Source organism: Methanolobus sp. ZRKC5, assembly GCF_038446525.1.
Lineage (GTDB): Archaea > Halobacteriota > Methanosarcinia > Methanosarcinales > Methanosarcinaceae > Methanolobus.
Map to the genome: position 1 here is coordinate 1,124,477 of NZ_CP151792.1, position 20,333 is coordinate 1,144,809.

19 protein-coding genes are annotated in these 20,333 nt (G+C 40.5%); 6 read left to right on the forward strand and 13 right to left on the reverse strand.

Annotation, left to right across the window (positions count from 1 at the left end; genetic code table 11):
* Positions 1–10 precede the first annotated feature (10 nt).
* The 6 genes from flaJ to WN948_RS05360 form a co-directional block, all read right to left on the reverse strand.
* A complete protein-coding gene (gene flaJ, locus WN948_RS05335) occupies positions 11–1,666 on the reverse strand; it encodes an archaellar assembly protein FlaJ (protein WP_342305967.1) in 1,656 nt (551 codons plus the stop codon).
* A gap of 9 nt (positions 1,667–1,675) precedes the next feature.
* On the reverse strand, positions 1,676–3,334 hold the full coding sequence (locus WN948_RS05340) for a type II/IV secretion system ATPase subunit (RefSeq protein ID WP_342305968.1): 1,659 nt from the start codon (positions 3,332–3,334) through the stop codon (positions 1,676–1,678).
* An 18-nt stretch (positions 3,335–3,352) separates the two neighbouring features.
* Positions 3,353–4,048 carry an ATPase domain-containing protein gene (locus WN948_RS05345; RefSeq protein ID WP_342305969.1) on the reverse strand — a complete coding sequence of 232 codons (696 nt, stop codon included), beginning with the start codon at positions 4,046–4,048 and terminating at the stop codon, positions 3,353–3,355.
* A gap of 13 nt (positions 4,049–4,061) precedes the next feature.
* A complete protein-coding gene (locus WN948_RS05350) occupies positions 4,062–4,568 on the reverse strand; it encodes a flagellar protein G (protein ID WP_342305970.1) in 507 nt (168 codons plus the stop codon).
* Positions 4,569–4,644: 76 nt separating this feature from the next.
* Positions 4,645–5,076 (reverse strand): hypothetical protein, encoded by a 432-nt coding sequence (locus tag WN948_RS05355; RefSeq protein ID WP_342305971.1) that lies wholly within the window; start codon positions 5,074–5,076, stop codon positions 4,645–4,647.
* Positions 5,066–6,364 (reverse strand): FlaD/FlaE family flagellar protein, encoded by a 1,299-nt coding sequence (locus WN948_RS05360; RefSeq protein ID WP_342305972.1) that lies wholly within the window; start codon positions 6,362–6,364, stop codon positions 5,066–5,068. Before WN948_RS05360 ends, WN948_RS05355 begins: the two co-directional genes overlap by 11 nt.
* Positions 6,365–6,527: 163 nt before the next feature.
* On the opposite strand from WN948_RS05360, the gene WN948_RS05365 reads away from it, so the two are divergent.
* Positions 6,528–7,547, forward strand: a complete 1,020-nt coding sequence (locus tag WN948_RS05365) for a methyltransferase domain-containing protein (protein WP_342305973.1) — start codon at positions 6,528–6,530, stop codon at positions 7,545–7,547.
* On the opposite strand, the gene WN948_RS05370 is transcribed toward WN948_RS05365, so the two are convergent.
* The 4 genes from WN948_RS05370 to alaS all read right to left on the reverse strand — a co-directional run bounded on the left by WN948_RS05370 (position 7,541) and on the right by alaS (position 13,281).
* Complete coding sequence (locus WN948_RS05370) at positions 7,541–7,915, reverse strand: response regulator (RefSeq protein ID WP_342305974.1); 375 nt, start codon at positions 7,913–7,915, stop codon at positions 7,541–7,543. The two genes, WN948_RS05365 and WN948_RS05370, sit on opposite strands and share 7 nt — an antisense overlap.
* A 74-nt stretch (positions 7,916–7,989) precedes the next feature.
* Positions 7,990–9,045, reverse strand: coding sequence for a response regulator (locus WN948_RS05375; RefSeq protein WP_342305975.1), 1,056 nt, complete (start codon positions 9,043–9,045; stop codon positions 7,990–7,992).
* A 94-nt stretch (positions 9,046–9,139) separates the two neighbouring features.
* A complete protein-coding gene (gvpD, locus tag WN948_RS05380) occupies positions 9,140–10,480 on the reverse strand; it encodes a gas vesicle protein GvpD P-loop domain-containing protein (protein ID WP_342305976.1) in 1,341 nt (446 codons plus the stop codon).
* 26 nt (positions 10,481–10,506) lie between these two features.
* Positions 10,507–13,281, reverse strand: coding sequence for an alanine--tRNA ligase (gene alaS / locus WN948_RS05385; protein ID WP_342305977.1), 2,775 nt, complete (start codon positions 13,279–13,281; stop codon positions 10,507–10,509).
* Between the two features lie 331 nt (positions 13,282–13,612).
* On the opposite strand from alaS, the gene WN948_RS05390 reads away from it, so the two are divergent.
* The 3 genes from WN948_RS05390 (at position 13,613) to surE (ending at position 15,263) form a co-directional block, all read left to right on the forward strand.
* On the forward strand, positions 13,613–13,894 hold the full coding sequence (locus WN948_RS05390; RefSeq protein ID WP_342305978.1) for a hypothetical protein: 282 nt from the start codon (positions 13,613–13,615) through the stop codon (positions 13,892–13,894).
* Between the two features lie 97 nt (positions 13,895–13,991).
* On the forward strand, positions 13,992–14,408 hold the full coding sequence (locus WN948_RS05395) for a hypothetical protein (RefSeq protein WP_342305979.1): 417 nt from the start codon (positions 13,992–13,994) through the stop codon (positions 14,406–14,408).
* 66 nt (positions 14,409–14,474) lie between these two features.
* The gene (gene surE, locus WN948_RS05400; protein ID WP_342305980.1) at positions 14,475–15,263 is read left to right on the forward strand and encodes a 5'/3'-nucleotidase SurE; all 789 of its coding nucleotides are present in this window, start codon (positions 14,475–14,477) and stop codon (positions 15,261–15,263) included.
* A gap of 73 nt (positions 15,264–15,336) precedes the next feature.
* On the opposite strand, the gene WN948_RS05405 is transcribed toward surE, so the two are convergent.
* The 3 genes from WN948_RS05405 to moaA all read right to left on the reverse strand — a co-directional run bounded on the left by WN948_RS05405 (position 15,337) and on the right by moaA (position 18,010).
* The gene (locus WN948_RS05405) at positions 15,337–16,791 is read right to left on the reverse strand and encodes an IS66 family transposase (protein ID WP_342306400.1); all 1,455 of its coding nucleotides are present in this window, start codon (positions 16,789–16,791) and stop codon (positions 15,337–15,339) included.
* Positions 16,792–16,931: 140 nt separating this feature from the next.
* The gene (locus WN948_RS05410; protein WP_342305981.1) at positions 16,932–17,081 is read right to left on the reverse strand and encodes a hypothetical protein; all 150 of its coding nucleotides are present in this window, start codon (positions 17,079–17,081) and stop codon (positions 16,932–16,934) included.
* Between the two features lie 2 nt (positions 17,082–17,083).
* A complete protein-coding gene (gene moaA, locus WN948_RS05415; protein ID WP_342305982.1) occupies positions 17,084–18,010 on the reverse strand; it encodes a GTP 3',8-cyclase MoaA in 927 nt (308 codons plus the stop codon).
* 89 nt (positions 18,011–18,099) lie between these two features.
* Between moaA and WN948_RS05420 the strand changes: the two genes are divergently transcribed.
* Both WN948_RS05420 and WN948_RS05425 read left to right on the forward strand, forming a co-directional pair.
* Positions 18,100–19,416: a cobyrinate a,c-diamide synthase gene (locus tag WN948_RS05420; protein ID WP_342305983.1), complete on the forward strand. Its 1,317-nt coding sequence runs from the start codon at positions 18,100–18,102 to the stop codon at positions 19,414–19,416.
* A gap of 284 nt (positions 19,417–19,700) precedes the next feature.
* Complete coding sequence (locus tag WN948_RS05425) at positions 19,701–20,021, forward strand: DUF167 family protein (RefSeq protein WP_342305984.1); 321 nt, start codon at positions 19,701–19,703, stop codon at positions 20,019–20,021.
* The last annotated feature ends 312 nt before the right edge of the window (positions 20,022–20,333 follow it).

Consider the following 20,333-nt stretch of genomic DNA (forward strand, 5'->3'; position numbering starts at 1 on the left):
ATGTCTTTTTTCAACTTAGATTCAGCAACGAAGATACACCCGACATCGTGACTACTGCACTTGCACCGGATATCCAGACCATTATCACAAAATCAGTGGTAGCACTCAGCATATGTCCCCCATCCACTATCCTGATTAGAATAGCAGACATCAGGGAATGACCAACCATTATCAACATGACCATGTTTGAAAGTGTCTCGATGCTACCTACATTTGTATACAGTACCATTCCCATGGACATTCCAGGAGGCATTTCCACAGCTGAGAACATATCCTGCATAAGTCCGACCACACCAAGTGAGATGTACATTGTAAAGCCTATACCACCTGTCAGACCATACAGGACCCCAACAAGACTTCCGGCAGATTGAGATCTTTTTTTCCTGAGAGTTACAATCTTGTGGAAGTTGGTTGCTATTATATCCCCTATGACCTCTGGCTGACCACCCAGATTAGTGGACTGCACAAACATTACAGAAAAACGCTGTATGAGATTGCTGCCAGTGTTGGCTCCAAAATAGTCCCATGAACCAAATTTATCTATCCTGGTCACAAGCATCTTATAGAGATTGTTCACATCTTTTGTAAGAGGACCGAAATCATGTGCCCTCAAAGCTTTGAGCGCATCATCAATAACACCACCCCTTGCACCGGCAGAGCTTCCAAGAGAACGGATAAATGCAGGGAAGTTCTCATCTTTCCTTCTGATACTTCGTTCGATCTTCTTTGAAATATAACCAGTGTAAGCAAGTGGAGTTATGACCATAGCTACGGCAATTGAAGTTTCGATCTTTCCATAAAGAGCTACTGCAATAAACATAATAATACAGCCAGCTATAGAAACTGGAATTGAACGGTATAATTTTAACTTGTTTTCCGTAAGATTAGAAGAACTACTCCATACCGGATCTTTTGGTATCTTACTTTTTGTGAACAGCACCATAACAAGATCCGTTACAAGGAAAACAAGCACGACCATGCCCATCAATAACTCTGCATTCATACCTGTGATAACAGGCATAATAACTGCAAAGGATGCCATGAATATCAAAGACATCACAAGAGATACGAATAGTTCCTTTATGATTTCAACGACATAAAGGGCACCCATATACATGGATTCATACTCATTCATTACCACACCCTGCTCTGCGAAAAGGAAGGACTTTACATTTTCTCCTGACTGAAGGGCGTGTGCAAACCTATCAAGGAAGTCTTCAAATATTATAGAAGGGGTTCTTTTAGAAACAAAACGACAGGCTTCAGCAAGGCTGAGATGCCATACCATAACAAGGTCATATATCTTTTTCGTTTCCTCTGCAAGTTCCTGATAATCCTCATTTTCCGACACTATGCGGACTATATCTATCCGTGGGGTCTCTGCTGTGGCAATAGACCCCATCTGGGTAATATAGTAGTGCATATTATTGTCCATACGAGATGCTTTGGCATCAAGAATGGATAAAGGATAGGACAAAGCAAAGATGATGCATATGACAGGTATCAATACCGGTATGTACTTGGCCGGACCGGTAAAAAGTGTAGGAAAGACAATCAAGAGAAATATAGAAAAAATAAAACCGAATGATATTATAGGTAAGGCAAATTTTTTAGCATAGGCCTTGGGTTCCATTCCAATATTCTTGAATGCCTTTTCATAGCTCATGAAACTCACCTAAATTGAAAATGGAAGACCTTCTACACCATGTTTATAGAAATTGACTATGATCTCAAGCACATCATAATAGTCTTCAATTCCTCTTGAACGCATTTCTTCAAGTATCTTCGCCCTGAGGAAAAGATCCTGATATATAGCCCTCTTATCCTCATAACCAAGTTTTGTAGCTATCTTATCCTCAAGGATGTAACTGTTGTTCAGACCACGGAACTTATGCTTGTCAGTATCCGGCTCCCACTGGAAAACAGCCCTTGTAGCAACACCACCGATCTCTTCGTAGTAACCTTCGATCTCTTCAACTGCAAGTGCACGCCTGAGGAACTTTCCCTTTCGGTATACTGCAGATAATATCATTGCAATATTGAGATTATCAATGAACGTAACGGGAACATTGATAGGGTCAGCTGTGAGACGCTGGATCATCTTTGAAACTGCTGATGCGTGGAATGTAGCAAGTACCGGGTGCCCTGTCTGCATACCCTGGAAAGCTACATTACCTTCTGCTCCTCGAATTTCACCAACAATGATGTAGTTTGGCCTTGAACGAAGTGCAGCCTTAAGCAGGGCGAAGGTATCTACCCTTGATTCAACAGGACCATCTTCACGAGTGATCAGCTGTTGCCATACAGGCTGAGGCGGCTGGACTTCTGCGGTGTCCTCTGCAGAGAATATCTTTGCTCTGGGATTTACAAAAGCAAGACATGCATTAAGCATTGTTGTCTTTCCACTAGCAGTTTCACCACTAAAGAATATACTCATACCATTTTCAAGGCACATCCACATATAGGCTGCCATTTCCGCATCCAGAGCACCCCAGTTAATGAGCTGGATAATACTTACAGGCACCTCGCTAAACTTACGCATGGTAAAACTGCTACCACGCTTACTGACATCTATAGGGTAGATAATGTTAATACGTGAACCATCCGGAAGTGCTCCATCAGCAATTGGTCTGGCATCACTTACAGGACGACCTATTCGCTCGCTCATACCACGAAGCCAGTTATCAAGACCCTGTTCATCCCCAAATGTGAGGTCGGTCTTTATCATGTCGAATATTTTGTGAACAATGAAAACATTATCTACACCAATACTGCTGATATCTTCAAGATAGGGATCCCTGATAATAGGTTCAATTGGTCCGGAGCCAATAATATCCCTTTCTATGTGATAGAGAATCTTGTTGTACTCTCTTTGGGTCATCTGGACCTTTTGCTGCACAGGTATCAATTTTTGAAGTATACTGAACTTGCTACTTTCTTTTTCTTCAACGTTGCCACCTGAGCCAATCTCAATTGCTGCATTGAACAGTTTTGTAATAAGGTCCTTAAGCTCAGCCTCCGATTCAGGAACAGGTTCTTTGGCTGATCTTTCAAGGATTATATTCAAAACTACCTGGTATTTCTTTCTTTCAGTGCTGGTGAGTAATGGCTCTATTCCAAAATATTTAACCTCTCCGAGTTCGGAAGTTCCATAAAGATGAATGAATACCGGATCCCCCACAGGCAGGATGACATTGACATTTTCGCTGTCGAGGTCTTTTGAAAGACTAACCATAAAGGTGGGTTCATCAGTTCCGGTTTCCTGCATGAATTTCTTTACGTATTCCCCAAGATGAGGATTTCTTTCTATAGCTTTTTGAAATTCCGGATCCATCTAACCACTCTTTTGATCTTATGATACTGAAGCGATCTCAACAACAAGACCTACTTTTGGTTCTACCCTGAAACCTACCATTTGTCCTACCGGACCCTTGGCTCCCGTGAATTTATTCACAAGAATAGTCCGCTTGACCTCACTTCCCAGAGGTTTTGACTTGAGGGTGATGTAAACATCACATGAAGAACGGAACATAGATGCAATATCCTCACCAAGCTGGTTAGGTTCTATTGTCAGTATGATCACTTTACCCATGCCGTTAAGTTTCTTGAAAAAAGATATCAGTTCAAGACTTTTTTCTGTGTTCACACTATATTTGATTAAAGAAGAAAGAGTATCGATAATTATCACGTTCTTCTCAAAAAGCTCTTCAGCCGCCATTAACCTTTCAATAAAATCGGAACGTGATTTTGCAGCTTGTACAAGTGGAATTACCGGAATATACAATAGTAAACCATTCAAAAGGAAAGGTGCTATAGGATAATCTATTGAATACATTTGGTTGATAAAGCCTTTTGTTGTCATTTGTGTGGAAACAAAAGTAACACTTACATCATTCTCATTCAATCCATATGAAAGACGCTGAGTGATGGAACTCTTCCCACCACCACTACCTCCTTCTATCACTACAAGTGAACCGGCAGGAAATCCACCGCCTAATTTATCGTTCAAATCATCCCGTGGGATATCAAATCCATTGATTTTTGCCATTTTTGCCTCTTAATTACGTTTTAAAGCTCATGGCACCAGATTTACCATTTTCAGCTGCAACAAGTATTCTGTGGTCACCGGAGTCCAGTGGTGAGGGAACGGTAGTGACATTAAGTGTAAGAATATCACCGGGCCTCCATATGACGTCACCATCCATCAGTCCAATATCAACATCTATAGGGTCTATCATAATACCATCCACAAGAACCGTCACATACTCCGGTACTAATTCTGTTTTGCCTGTGTTCTTGGCGTAGAATATGTATTTACTGCTGACATTATTGTAAGGAATTAATTCAGGATCGTTAACAACTGTAATATCAGTCCTCATCTGTTCTGAAAGCAGTTTACTGCTTGTACCTGATGAAGCTATCATTGACTGGACATCTGCAGATATGAAGGCAATTGCACTAATAGCCAGCATTAATGCCGCTATGAAGAATATCATATGTGTGACAGCGGTTTCAGCGTCCGTGTCTTTCAGTAGACTATTGTTGTCTGTTGTTAGCATACTAATCATGTTTTTCTGCCAGTCCAAATATAATAAGAAGTAGAAATTAATATATTATTAATAGTATATAAAACTACTATTTGCATCAAACCAAATATGAATCATAGGCCGAAATACCATTTTCTGTTACAACTTTAACACGATGAATTCCCAGACCGGAGAGTTCTGTTATTGTCAGGTTCCTCGTTTCAGCAGGAGTCCATGTAGCTGCAATATCACTATATGTATAAGATTCCAGATTTCCATCCACCAGTACATTCAACTTATCAAAATGAAGAGTCTCACTGCCGGTGTTAGAGAGAGTTACAGTTAAATTATAGTTGCCTGCAAAACTATCAGCCGTGGAGTATTCCACCTCGATGTCAGTTTGCAGAAGATTCCGCTGCATTTGATATTGCTCTGCCGAAGCATCATCAAGTATTTCATTGGAAGTACCTAGCATTGTATAAGAAAAGGTTCCCAGCAGCACTGCAGATATGAAAAAAATAATTGCTATGACTGGTAGCTCAAATCCCATAGAGTTCCTCCAGACCGTGTTTCACTTTTGCCATTTCCCTATCTATGGAACTTAGCATGTTCCTGTCTATCTTACGGCCGGATAGCCTTTCTATGAATAGCAGGGATTTTGTATGATCTTCCGGAAGAAGTCGCCATGTGGGCTTTTCCACATAATAATCAATACCACGTGCATAAGCCATAATCTCTGACATAACATTCTCACTTATCCACCCGATATCCATGTAATAATCAAGAGCATCCATCAGGTTATTCCTCCCTACACGCTCCATTAAAAACTCGATCCAGTTAAGCAGAACAACGACACTTGTAGGATCACCTTTGATAGATTCAAGCCTTACCACAGAACTCGAGACCTTATTTGAAACTACTGCAACTCCATCTTCTGTAACTCCGCCTTCTGCTACGTGTTCATTTTCTCCATCTATAGAAAGTGCATTTTCCACCAGAGTTACATTATTAGTTGATGAAGATTTATTCTCAAGCGTATCAAGGCGAGAAGATATATTGGCAGTTGTTTCAGCCAGGTCAACTATATTCTGGTCAAGGGTACCGGTTCTGGAAAATAGTTCTTCTGTTCTGGAAGATAACTTTTCAATGCCTTCATGCATCATAACCATTGCATCTGCAAATGCGTCCATCTTCGATTCAAAGTTCTGCATCCTGGAATCTGCTTCTGGTGAGACACCCTGGGGCACACTCATTTTCAGAGATGCGGCATCAAAATCGTTTTTCATCAGGACCAGCATGTCACCCATTTCAGTGATCCTATTATCTGTTTTCTCAAATCTCTCTATGGTAGCACGAGAAGCAACATCATCCCCTACAAAAGGATTGACCTGATTGGACACTATCTCGTATAAGGAAAGTAATTCAAGAACACTCTGGTCTATCTTATCAACAGTCTTTTTGATCTCTTCATTTTCCCTCTTAACCATATTCAAAGTGACATCTGATTTTGAAACCTTACTCTCAACATCTTTTATTTTTTTCCGGTTTTCCTCTAGCATTTCATCGCTTACAGATGATTGCTGAGGCACTTGTTGAGGCATACCCCCCGGTGGAGCCATGCCATGAGGAAATGGAGGATTTCCAGAAATATCCGGAGCATTTACGCCAGGGGGTACCGGTGGCAATCCTGCCGATAGATCAGGAATAGAACCAAGATCTGGAGTACCCTGTAGAAAAGAAGGGGCGTCTGAATCAAATGGAGAATCAGCTCCCTTTTTTTTATCCTTCTTGGAGAGAACAGAAGTTATCTTTTTTATCTTATCGCTAAATCCGGCCATGATTTCACTAGTAATAATTAATATAATGACAGAGATATGTATATGATACTCAATATACCATCAATATTATATATAAATTTTGAATAATACTTGATTTCAATATTATAGAAAATGTGTGCAGATGATTTTAAATCATTTATGAGACATTACATACCTGATATATTTGGCACGCAAAAAACAATTCAAGACAAAAATGATATCCGATAAGGATGGCATTAGATTCGCAACTCCTGAGCCTGTTGCGGAGTATAGGGCAAAGAGATTGCAATGCAAAGTGATAGCGGATATAAGTTGCGGTATCGGAGGACAGGCACTCTACTTTGCGAAATACTGCGATTTTGTATATGCAATAGAGATTGATGAGAAAAAAATATCCTACGCAAAAAAGAATGCTGAGTTAATGGGCATCAGTAACATAGAGTTCATAACCGGAGATGCCCTTGCAACAGATGTAATAGCAGCCTTACCAACTCTTGATGTGGTATTCTCAGATCCTGCCAGACCCCCTACGGAAAAAGAAAGAAACATCGATAACCTGAGCCCACCCATTCCGGAAGTAATGAAAGCATATGCCGATAAAACTTTGAATTTTGCTTTTGAGGCACCACCCCAGATCACACCTGAAAAAATAGCTTATGATTGTGAAAAGGAATACATGTCCCTTGATGGCAAACTTAATCGTTTGAATTTATACTTTGGTGAACTGAAAAAAGCTGATGTTTCTGCTATTGCGCTACCTGGTAGCACAATTATTAGGAAAGATGGCGAAACAATAAATGCCAATAGGACGGATAAACCCGGAACCTACGCATATGAACCAGAAGAATGTGTTACAAAAGCAGGTATTCTTGACCAACTGGCGATTTCTTTTAAGAAGAAGGCTGACATTAGCATATTCGAGATCGATGATAAAAGAGTATTAATAAGCTCTGATATTCCATTAGAATCTAAGTTGTTCAAAAACAGCTACAAAGTATTGCAGGTAATGGAATTCAATACCACGAAGATAAACTCATACCTGAAGCAGAACTCTTTTGGAAAGGTAATCATCAGGGCATCAATAGAACCTGAAAGATACTGGGAAGCACGTAATGATCTGGAAAAGGAACTGAATGGTGAAAGGAAAGCTCATCTTTTTCTAAGGAAAAATGATGCTATCATTTGTGAAGTGTTGCATCATTGAAGTTTCATTTCCAGAAGTTCCCTCGTTCTCTTTATGAGTTCCTTCCTGCTAAAAGGTTTGGTTATATAGTCATCTGCTTTTAACACATGCAAGCCAAGCATCTTATCGAATTCCTGGCTCTTCACAGTAAGCATGGCTACAGGCAAAGATGGCTCTTTTTCTTTTATCTTGTGGAAAGTTTCCCATCCATTCATGTCAGGCATCATGATGTCAAGCAAAATAGCGTCAGGTCTTTCCTTATCAATGGACTCAAGACATTCAAAACCACTTTTTGCCCCGATAACTTCTATCATTTCAGATTCCAGAATCAATTTTACAAGGTCTATGGTATCTTCTTCATCATCTACAACCATAATTTTGGGACACATAATTAATTAACAGCTCCTGAAAAGAATTAATTATAATATTATCATCAAATTATATATATGTAGCCAATATATAGTTATTCCTCTTCAACCCAACCCAGACGTCTCATAACCATCTTTATTCTTGCTTTGACCTCGCGTTTATCGAATGGTTTGGCAATGTAATCATCAATACCAAGTTCCATTCCCTTTACTTTATCCTCAATGGCTGTCTTAGCAGAGATCATTATTACAGGAATATCACTTGCAGCTTTACTTAATTTAAGATTCTCCACAACCTCGTAACCATCCATATCAGGCATCATGATATCAAGAAGGATAAGGTCAGGAAGTTCTTTGAGGGTAAGCTCTATAGCTTCTTCCCCATTGTGCGCCACTAAGAAATCATAGGGTTCACTTATAAGAGAAAGTTTCAACAATTCCGGGATATCCGGTTCATCATCGACAATGAGAATCTTGAGTCTTTCCCGTCTGATCTTCTTCTGCATCGGTTCGAATTCAATAGAACCGTCCCCAACCGAGTATCGGAAATCAAAATCCTTCAAACCAATCTCCGTGTGTATCTCACCCACATTACTAATCTCAATGACCACATCAAAGAATGATTTTATAAGGACTTCTGTTTCAGATGGCAGAATGTTCTTGGAAAGCATGGAGAGAATGCTTCCATTATTTTCAGCTACTTTCTTTTCGATGAACTTAATAAAATTCTCGACTACCTGCATTGTGTCGCTTGCCAGCACATTCATATTGTCTATGATAAGCAGGGTGCGCGAATTATTTTGAAAGATGTTAGATATATGTGAAGCCATTTTTGTATAGTCGGCTACTGAACTGCAATAAAAAGTATCTTCATAATGCTGTTTACCGGGAGCATCGATGTCAATGAAGAACATCCTGCTGCTTGGCTCAAGATCAAAGCCAAAATCCTCAAACCGATTAAATATCTTATCCCGGGAAGCATTCAGACACAACCAGACTAGTGTCCGGTCAGTATCTTCCCTTAGTATATTCGATACATAAAAATACACCAGGCGCTCTATGAAACTGTCAACTGGAGCAAAGAATAATGCATTCTTGTTGGACAATTCCTGCCTGAGGGTTGAAAGGATTTCCTGCGTTTGAACATTCATTGACAAGTACCTTTTAATTTTGTTTAGTAAATATTATTAGTTTTATTTTCTTATTAATGTTTGGGCAAAAAATGTACTTGCCGTACTAAAATATTCATTTCATAGGAATTAAACGAACCTGAGGATATCCTTGAACGAATTCCATCTGGACCGCAAAAATACCGGTTTTAGGTACGACCCCATAAACAACAAGAGTCTTGTCAACGTTTTCAAATTTCCAATGAGTTGTGGCCATATGTGCCACTGTTTCACTTATCCTTTGTCCGTGTTTTGTAACTGCAAGGACGACATTCTCAGTGGTCTTTGTAATGGATGCCATTTGACCGATTATAGAACCAATATTCTCCCATCCATAGTTGTATTCCATGCTATCAAGACCAATATAATCAAGAATAGGCGAACCATACTGCCGCATCATGTCATTCTTAGCTTTATGGAATGTATCCATGTCTTTGAAAACGTTCCCCGAAAATGGTGCAATGTATGCAGGCATTCTTCCTTTCAGGTCACGAATTTCAAATCCAACGAACTGGCCCTGGAAGTGATTATCACCTGTAAAAGAGACTATCATACGTTTTTCAGTTTCAACACTTGTACCTTCCGTAGGCATACTTAGAAGTCCGCGACCCATGTTCAGGTGATTGATGAAGGTTGGTAAAAGTAAACTGTAAAAAGAATCACCCACACCGCTTGTGATCTCAAAAAGATTAAAACTTCCTTTCTGATAACCGCCCCCCAATATCTCATCAAAATCACGAATACCAGTCGAGATCTTACTTTCAATAGGGTCGGGGAAAGGTTTTGGAACCTGCGTTTGTTCGGGATACGATACCGTGAATGGTTCAAAGCTATTGAACTTACCACCATCAAGAGTAAAAGGATATCTTGATTGGGACAGTTCCACACCACGTATCTTCAGCAAATTGACTTTTCGGAGGTCATTATCTGATATATCAATTATTTCAAGGGAAACTACACCATCTACCAGATAATCAAGAGAAGTTACACCCGTTTGCTCGGTAATCATAATGAGATCTGCATTTACCTTTCTGGAAAAATCAAATAGCAAACGTTCAAGTTCGAACTTGTTATCTTCCCAGTTTGCAGATCGTGTTGTGGCAATACTTAATGAATCAATAGAATCCACAACTATGATTGGTTTTGTTTCACTGGATTCCCATATCACTTTTATGCGGGATGCAAGCATCCTGATGAAATCCTCATTGTTGTTGAAATCGCCCTCTATCCAGGGATATTTCCCATACTCTGAGGATTTATCGATACGTGGCGATATATAGATGCAATTGCCCTCTGAACAAACCTCATCGAGTATGCCAAAGACAAAAGTTGTCTTTCCTGTACCAGGTTTCCCTTTTACAAGAAGAGACTTGCCAAACTGGGATGAAAAGAACTCCTCGACCTCACCAGGTATCATTTCAATTCCTCATACTTATTGCTATATCAATTGCTGATCTGTTCTGCAAGCATATTGCGGCCAGCTTCAAGAGCTGAATTTATCTTGCTGGCATCAATGCCGCCACCACGAGCCATACCGGGCTTACCGCCGCCGCCGCCACCAACTACACCTGACATTTCCCTGACAATCTTGCCAGCATTTGCTCCGGCTGTCAGTGCATCATCCCCTGCAGCACCTACGATCTTGACACCTGCAGAATCACTGGCCAAAAGCACGACCATGTCCTTGTTTATAGTCAGCTCACCGGCAATCTTCACGAGTTCATCAATATCAACGTTTGGAATGACCTTTGCCACGAGACGAATATTGCCTATATTTACTGCTTCATTGGCCATCTGGCTGACATGAACATGCGCAAGTTCGTCTTTCAATCTCTGGTTCTCTTTTTTGAACTCCTTCCATTCATTGAAAAAACGTTCAATGGTGGATGGAAGATGTTCCGGCCTGACGCGCAGAGCCTCAGCTGCCTGGCTTAGATAAGACTCCATTTCCTGCATTGCCCTGACTGCTGCAAGACCTGCGGAATACTCAATACGTTCCACACCATCCTGAATGCGTTCGGTCTTCAACATCTTGATAGGACCGACAAGTCCGGTACTAACACAGTGAGTACCACCACATGCCTCTATATCATCGGCCACTTTCAGGACACGAATAATATTTCCAGGCGGAACGCCTCCCTGATAAAGACCAAAGCCATATTTCTTCTCAGCTTCTACCCTTTCCATCCATTCAGCAGTCACTCGCTGGTTATCCATCACGGTACGATTAGCAATTAACTCTATACGATCCATTTCTTCCTGAGAGATGCGCTTATAATGAGATATATCAAGCCGGGCTTTGTTTACGAACTTCTGGGCTCCCGCCTGCCATACATGGTCACCAAGGACCTTACGTGCTGCATCATTGACAATGTGAGTTGCGGTGTGATGACATGCATGGGACATACGACGTTCTTCATTTACTTCCCCTTGAACCATGTCACCCTTTCTGAGGTGGAGTTCGTCTTCCATGTCCTCTATAATATGTACGACTACATCACCAACAGACTGTACATCTATGACGTTAAGGACAATATCCTCAACAATGATGACACCATGGTCTGCAGGCTGTCCACCACCTTCAGGATAAAAGAGAGTACTATCAAGCACAATATGATTATCAAAGATATCCATGACCACTGCCTCAAAGTTCATTCTGGTAGGCTCGTCATAGAACAACTTCTTTGTCATTGGCAGCTTTTCAACCCTGTCTGAATAAGGAAATACCTTGACCTCTTTTGCCTCTGCCTTGCTATGTCCCTCAGCAACAAGAGAGTAGAAATTATCAGGAAGATCTACATCCACACCAACTTCAGAAGCTGCTTCTTTTGAAATCTCAGGAGGAATTCCATGGCTGTCATACATTTCAACCAGAGTTTCAAGAGGAATCTTTTCACCTGCATCCTTGTAATGTTTGGCAGACTTCTTGATCATACGTTTTCCACGTTCAAGTGTATCTGCAAACTTCTGCTCCTCATAATAGAGGATATCCTCAATGACATCGAATTTTTCCAGAAATTCAGGATACTCAGGAAGGTTGTTAATGTGCATTTTCACTATTTCTGACAGAGGAATGGATATTCCCATATCCTTCATCATCCTCAGAGTCCGGCGAAGTACCAGCCTGGCAAGATAACCTGCCTTCACATTAGAAGGAATTATGCCATCTGCAAGCATGAATGTGAGACAGCGAGAGTGATCAGTTATAGCGTAGACACTCTCAACAGGTTCCATAATAGATGATAGTTTCTCAACCGTTGTTCCGATACTGGAGGCAACCTGTTTCCTTAGCTCGAAGAGATTGGCCTTTTCACTTACATCCATAAGACCTGCCAGACGGGCGTTCTGGGAAAGGATGTTGCTGTATTCGGAGTTATCAAGTTCATGTGTAACACCGGCCAGATCCATGAGTTCATTTACTATGCCCGGAAACACTGCGTCATATATTGTAGGTGAGCCAGTTGATGCCCACACCAATCTTTCAAGACCATACCCTGTGTCCACAATGTAATTGTCCATCTTGCGATAATTCTCACCCTTGATCACAATGTCGCCATCTTCTGACTGCTGCATGTTCATGAACACAAGGGTTCCAACTTCAAGGCCACCAATGAGCACCTCGACACATGGCCCTGCATTGCCGCCGCCTGCCCATGGTTCCTCTTTGTAAGTAACGGCCATTGGATCGGCACCAAGCGAATTAAGGAATTCATCACACAACTCCATTGTGCGGTCCTTCCAGTATATTTCATCTCCCTGCTTATTGAAAGCATGGTGAGCCATCATTTCAAAGGTTGTCAAATGACGACCGCTTCGCCCCACAGCATCAAGATCAGACAGGCGTATACATGGCTGAGAGATCGTTAATGGATTTGCCGGCGGCTGGACTTCTCCCGAAGTGACGAATGGCTGAAAATCTGCAATCGAAGCAATTGTCAGATATATGTCATCCCTCCACCTTGCTACCACAGGATACCTTTCAAGTCTTGTGTGACTCCTTTCCTCGAAAAAATTAAGATAATATTCTCTCATTTCTGCAAGGTCGAACTTTTTCTTAAAAACAGGATTGCCAATAAAAGAGTATGGATCACATGGAGCATCCCCACATGTTGCTCTTTCAAGATCACGGGTCCAGAAATGACTTCCACATTTGCAGCACTGTTTACGAACAAATCCGTTCTCAGAAAAAAAATCAAGTTGATACTCGTCTTCAAGCATAAATATTCCAACTGGATGATTGTTTAAGTATAATTCGTTTTTAATCTAATTCATTTTTAGTCTAATTTATTCTTCCAAGTATCGCCCCAATGATTAAAAACATTTCTTATCAAAGCAATAACATTTGAAAAATACATTATTACTTATAGTATATAAACACCCGCATAAATATACATAGAGCACCATGCCAACAGATAGTGATTAATTCAAAAAACCCAGGATATCAGAACCGTTTGTGAACATGGAATGACTAATTCCTGTACATTTTTTGAATTAACACGACATTACCTTTAAGTGTATGGTCACAAGAAGGAGGTATTGGTGATGATCGATGGAATCAATGCGTTATATGTCATTAGTATTTAGAGGGATTGTAGAAGAGTATAGCAACACAGGCGTCAGACCGTCCGTATTCATGGATGCCAGAGGCGACCTTCAGGTATATCTTTGCGATTCGATAAACGATGAAATGGAAGAAGATTTTGGAATTGATACAGAAAGTGAATATGATGTGAATGGCGGACAGTTCGCTCAAGCTTACATTATGAACAAGGCATTCCTCAACGAGACAGTAAAATACAATCTTGAAAGTGAAGCAAGTCTCAGCCAGTAAAACTTTTCAATTGATCAGACTCGTAGGGCCTGTCGAGGGAATAAACGCACGGAAATGAGGTAACAGGTACCTACATACAGTCTTAGGGTGAAATACAATGGACTACAGGAAATTTTTGAAAGTTCTTAAAAATTCAAAGCATGTGTACAGAGAAGATTATATCAAGAAAATCTTTAGAAGTTCACATTATGATGTTGGATTATTCGAGGAACAGCTGAATGAGTTCAATGAAACCCTTAAAAGCAGCGATTCTGAGCTTGCAAAAGAATATATGGACAGGACCATACTGGCGCAGGTAATCGATGATGCATCTATACTGCTTGAAATAGTAAAGGACAGTCCATGCCTTACCAGTGAACAGAACGAGAATCTAATTCAAATGATACTCGATCTTGATGAAATGAGTGCGAATATCGAAGTACTTGAAAAAATCAAAGCACTTGCAGACATGGGTGAACAGAAAAACTTTGCTACATCCACACGCCGGAAAGACAGGATATATGCAAACGTTTGAATGCGCCCATTGAAACCTACTTTTTTATCCATTAATTTTAAGGCATGAGCTTACAATGGTGTAAGCATGTCAAAAAAGATATTAGTCACAAATGATGACGGTGTTTATTCTACAGGCATACATGCTGCCCATAAAAGTGTTGCTGACCTGGGAGATGTAACAGTCTCTGCCCCTATGATGCAGCAGAGTGGCGTTGGCCGCTCAATATCTATTTTTGAACCACTCAGGATAACAAAGACCACAATTAATGGAATTGAGGTCAATGCTGTTGCCGGTACACCCACTGATTCAGTCATACTTGGAATATTCTCAATCATGAAGCAAATGCCTGATCTCATTCTTTCTGGATTCAATATCGGAGAAAACATTAGCACAGACACAATAACCACATCAGGCACAATAGGTGCTGCATTGGAAGGTGCGAGTTATGACATCCCAGCCATTGCTGCATCCATACAGGTTATGGAAGAAGGCGACAAGTTTGACGACAACAGGGAATTCAAGCACGACTATGATGTGGCCATAAAAGTTGTCAATAAGATAGCAAAGAAAGTCCTGGAGCATGGACTCCCCGATAAAGTGGATTTGCTCAATGTCAATATACCACACCTTGTTGAAAATGACCCGGAGATAGAGATTACACGCCTTGCCAGGAAATTCTTCAAGACCGACGTGGAAGAACGACATGACCCCAGAGGAAGACCATATTACTGGATAGCAGGAGAATTGATCGAGGACGAAGAAGAAGGTACCGATGTCCATGCTATAATGCAGAATGGAAACGTCTCAGTGACACCAATATCACTTGACGCAACTTCCCCAATAGACTTTTCAGAAATTGAGCACCTGCTGTAAAACAGGTTTTAAAACAAATAAAGTAACTATTCAGCCTAGCTCACTTCCACCAAGCTGATTTCTTCATCCACGATCAATTCTGCAACTTTGGAACAAATGAATTGCCATAAAATATTGCACTAATTGCATCGATAACAGATTCAGAATTCTTATTAACAGTAGACACGTATCCTCTTATACGGCAGAAATTTTTTGCACCCTGTTTACTGCGGAAAGTACCTGATATCTTCTGCTGTACTTTCGTCATTCTGATCTCTCTTTCAGCCTGATTGTTATCAAACGGAACGTTTTGGTCGTACATAAATCGCAAGATATCCTCTTTATGGCCAATAAACCTATCCAGCAAATTCTTTACCGTGGTCTGCTTCTTACGTCCTCGTTTTTTAGACCGCACATTTGATTCCGGATCAGGAGGATTTTCATTCACTCCTAAACAAGTTATGTGATCATAATCCTCACTGAACCTTTGAATTAGCTCAGTATCTAAAAGATCATTATCAACATGATGTTTAATGCATATCAAGAGATCACTCATTATCTTTGTCCACTGTTGATCACTGTTTTCGGAAGCTCCAGTTAACTCTCGTAATAAATGTGCATTACATAATGAATGTTGACATTCATATTTGTTGTACGGTTTCCAAAAATCATGTGTTGCAACACCAGTGTAACCTGGTAATATGCCCATAGCATCCATTGCTTCTGAGCCCCTTTTACGATGTGCAAAATAATAGGTCAGTTTGTCTGTACCTGCCACATGAAGCCAATTACGAACTGCATTTATTCTCATTCCTGTTTCATCCAGATTGATGACAGGAGATTCTTTCAGGAGATGTTTCACTGTATTTTCAAAAGCTCCAAGCTTCTCAAAACAACTACGTTCCGTGTTCACCAAAGTAGCAGGACTTATCTTGCATCCCAAAATATCAGAGAACAACTTGGTAACACGCTGATAAGGAAGTAATTGGTAAGTGTGCAAATAAACTGCAAATGACTTAACTCGATGACCGTATTGAGTCGGCTGAGTTACACCATCTGGAAAAAGAGCTTTGTTTACATGAGAACATTTGGGACATGTTTTAATCTCGCAACGATGTTCAATGCAATTGATAGTTATAGGAGGAATGTCAAAGACCTGTCTTCTTTCATAGTCAGAGGGAACAGAAGCTAACGATCTCCCACAATTGACGCATTGATTAACAGGATGAACAATAACTTCATCCGGATCATCATTTATTCTTAATGTAGTACCAGGATGACCGTTTTGACCACCTACATGCTTATTGGTCTTTTTTCTTTGACTTTTAACGGTTGGTTTATTCCGTGCATAAGAATCAGTAGAAGGTGGTTTGCTACTGTTGCGACTATTCTTTTCAAGCATTTCTTCCAAATGCCTGACACGCTCTTCAAGTTGTGCAATTTGGAGAGATTGATGTTCAATTATCCCAAGTAATCGAGTTACAAGTTCTACTACTGCTTCTGGACCAGCTTCATAAACTGCAAGTATTTCTTCGCGGTCTATACAAATCCCCTCAGATTGATAGACGTTTTTTATGATATTTTACTGAATATTTTTTAACACATAGAATGAAGCCATAGTATATTGTTTTTTGCATCATTAAAACAGTTAGGCTGAATAGTTACCAAATAAAAAGAAAAAAACTGAAATTATTGCTTTACTTTGATAAGGATCTCTTTGCTATCCTTTTCAACACCATGCAAGGTTGTGGCGGCACCAAGTACCATGTTGCCCAGTATGGCCTTGACAAAGTGATTGATCTCGATATTTTTTCCATCTACTATTAATTCAACTTCCATTTTTAAAACTCCTGTAAGTTCCTGCAAAAAGGCACACGTCTGCTTACTGCCAGCCTGAAAAGATCAGGTAATTCATCTTTGCTGGCATTTGAGACATCTACCAGATTGTCGTTTACCAGCAGGCATGGTTTGAGCTTACCATCTGCAGAGACCCTCAGTCTGTTGCAGTTTGCACAAAATTCCGTATTATCCACCGGTCTGACAAACTCAACTTCTGCACCATTAATGATATATTTTTTCCTCTTGTGTAATTCACGAACCTGGACATCCGAGGAAACAGAAAGCAAAGACCTTTCCACCTCATTAGCATCTATCTTGTATTGAGGAAGACCCCCGAAATCCATAAGTTCGATTAACTGCAGTATCACATCACCATTGTAACTACGAGTGAATTCCAGCATATCTTTTATCTCATCGTCATTGAAATCTTTCAAAAGGACCATGTTCAGTTTAACAGGAGTAAGGCCTGCATCAACTGCTTCGTGGATGCCATCAAGGACTTTGTCAAATGTACATTTGGTACAATTGGTTATCTCTCGATATTTTTCAGGATCAAGGGAATCAAGGCTTATGTTCACTCTGTCAAGACCCGCATCTTTAAGGGATGATGCCCTGTCCCTTAACAAAGTGGCATTGGTGGTAAGGGATACATCTTTCATATCAGGAAGACGGACAAGTGCTTCTTCAAGATCTTTCCTTATAAGAGGCTCTCCTCCCGATAGTTTCAACCGATCTATCCCGAATTGCGAACCGATCTCTACAATGTTGACGATAGTATCTACGGACATCTCAGGACTGTGGCCAACATGACCTTCGTTATGGCAGTAAATGCAATTAAGATTACAACGATCGGTTATGGACATCCTCAGACTCCTGACCGTACGACCGTAAGAGTCTGTGAGAACTTCCCCTTTTCCTGCGGGAGACATAGTACTTAGATAGACGTTATTTATTTAAACATATTGAATACACACCAGGAAGAATAACACATATATAGAAACTGTACACAATTAACTCCATGACAAAAGCGGTGTTACTCGCAGGAACAAACAGTGGTGTTGGAAAAACAACGGTATCCATGGGCATTATGGCAGCCCTGAAGAGAAGAGAAATGGAAGTACAGCCTTTCAAGGTTGGACCCGATTATATCGATCCCACATACCACACAGCCATCTGCGGCAAGCCCTCAAGAAATTTGGATACATTCATGATGCAGGTAGAAGGAGTGAAAAATACTTTTTCACAACACTCTGAAAATGCTGATATCAACGTTGTTGAAGGAGTAATGGGGCTTTTTGATGGAATGGGAGCAACCGAGATCGCAAGTTCCGCACACGTTGCAAAAACACTAGACATACCAGTCATACTTATTGTGAATGTACACGGGATGTCAAGAAGTGCTGCAGCCATTGTCAAGGGTTTTTCAGAATTTGATAAGGATGTGAACATTGCCGGAGTGATACTGAACAAGGTTGGAAGCCCAAGACATGCACAGATGATAATTGATTCAATACCTGACATCCCTGTTGTAGGAACCCTGCCACGTAACAAGGATGTGACCGTTCCTTCACGCCATCTTGGACTTTATATGGCACATGAACAGGACTTCGATACCGAATCACTTGCATCTTTCATCGAGGAAAATATCGATCTTGATGCTATAATATCACTTTCAGAAACAGCATCTGATGCAGACAAATATACAGGAGAGACAGAAAGAGAATCCGATGTGAAAATTGGTATTGCATATGACAGTGCTTTTTGTTTCTACTACCAGGAAATGTTCGATGCTTTTAGAAGAGAAGGTGCTGAGCCAGTTTTCTTCAGTCCTTTGAAGAACGAACTTCCCGAAGTTGACGGATTGTATTTTGGAGGTGGCTATCCTGAACTCTATATTTCAGAGCTTGAAAAATCAAAGACCACAAAATCCCTTAAAGATCTGTCTGCCGAGGGGATACCCATCTATGGAGAATGTGGTGGGTTGCAGTATCTTTCCACATCATATGAGATAGAAGGAACAGTCCACAAAATGGCAGACGTACTCCCTGCACAGACTGTGCTGACAAAGAAACTTCAGGCCCTGGGTTATACAGAGGGACACGCCAATGGAGACTTTATCAGGGGAACAATTAGAGGGCATGAATTCCATTATTCTGCGACATACTGCGACAATGATGCAAAACTTGCATACGAAATGAAGAGAGGAAAAGGAATAGTGGATGGTAAGGACGGACTTACTGAACATAATGCACTTGCAAGCTATATGCATGCGCATCCGGCTTCTTTCCCGGTGAAGAGTTTTGTGGAAAAATGCAGAGAGTATAAGCGTTGCTAAGTATTTGTAGAGATTCAAGACGTCACCTTTATATGCGTCACGCGTTGTATTAAAAGTGCGTATTGTTAGGTCCTTGCATGAGAACATGGCAGAGCCTATCAGTGATTGTACAGACAACCTCAATACGCTACACTGGATAGTGCGATAAAGCCTGTCACGAGGGAAACTGGGATGGACAGCGGAAAATCCATAGGATGATATCCCGGAGTTAGTGCGTCAGACGACAGCATTATCCTATCCTCATTATCTGTTTTAGGTTAATTGATTATTTGATGGTGCAATGAATGTCTTTTGAGGATGCATTGAAAAAGGTTGATGCAGGAGTAATTATTGATATTGAAGTTACCCCTGGATCAAAAAAACTTTGCGTTCCAAGCGGCTATAATCTATGGAGAAAACGCATAGAAGTGCGTTTGTCACAAAATGCCCAGAAAGGCAAGGCCAATGAACAGCTTGTAGCCAGCCTCGTGGATCTTTTCCAACTAAGGTCAGCTGATATTTCCATTGTTAATGGTATGCATAATTCTAAAAAATCTCTTCTTTTAGAGAATGTTGAGTATAACACTGTCATTAACATTCTTGAAAAAAAACTACCGCAGCACTAGGATAGATCATCTGCCCAGATGATTAAACCAATACTTTCACCCTACTTGCCTTTGCTTAATATATGCATATGACAATCTAGTACCTGAGGTGAAATACATGGATGAATATTTCGAAAACCTGGTAGAAAGAGCCAGTCATTATGAACAATTTGAAGAATTCGTTCGTTATTACAAGTGAATATTATCTCCTTGCCGTAAAAGATCCTCCGATCCCGAAAGTTTGCTTTTCATTACGGCAGGGCATTTACTTGTAAATAACGATTTTACTTATGCACATTTTTTAAAACATGTTACGCCATGGATTCAAAGGTC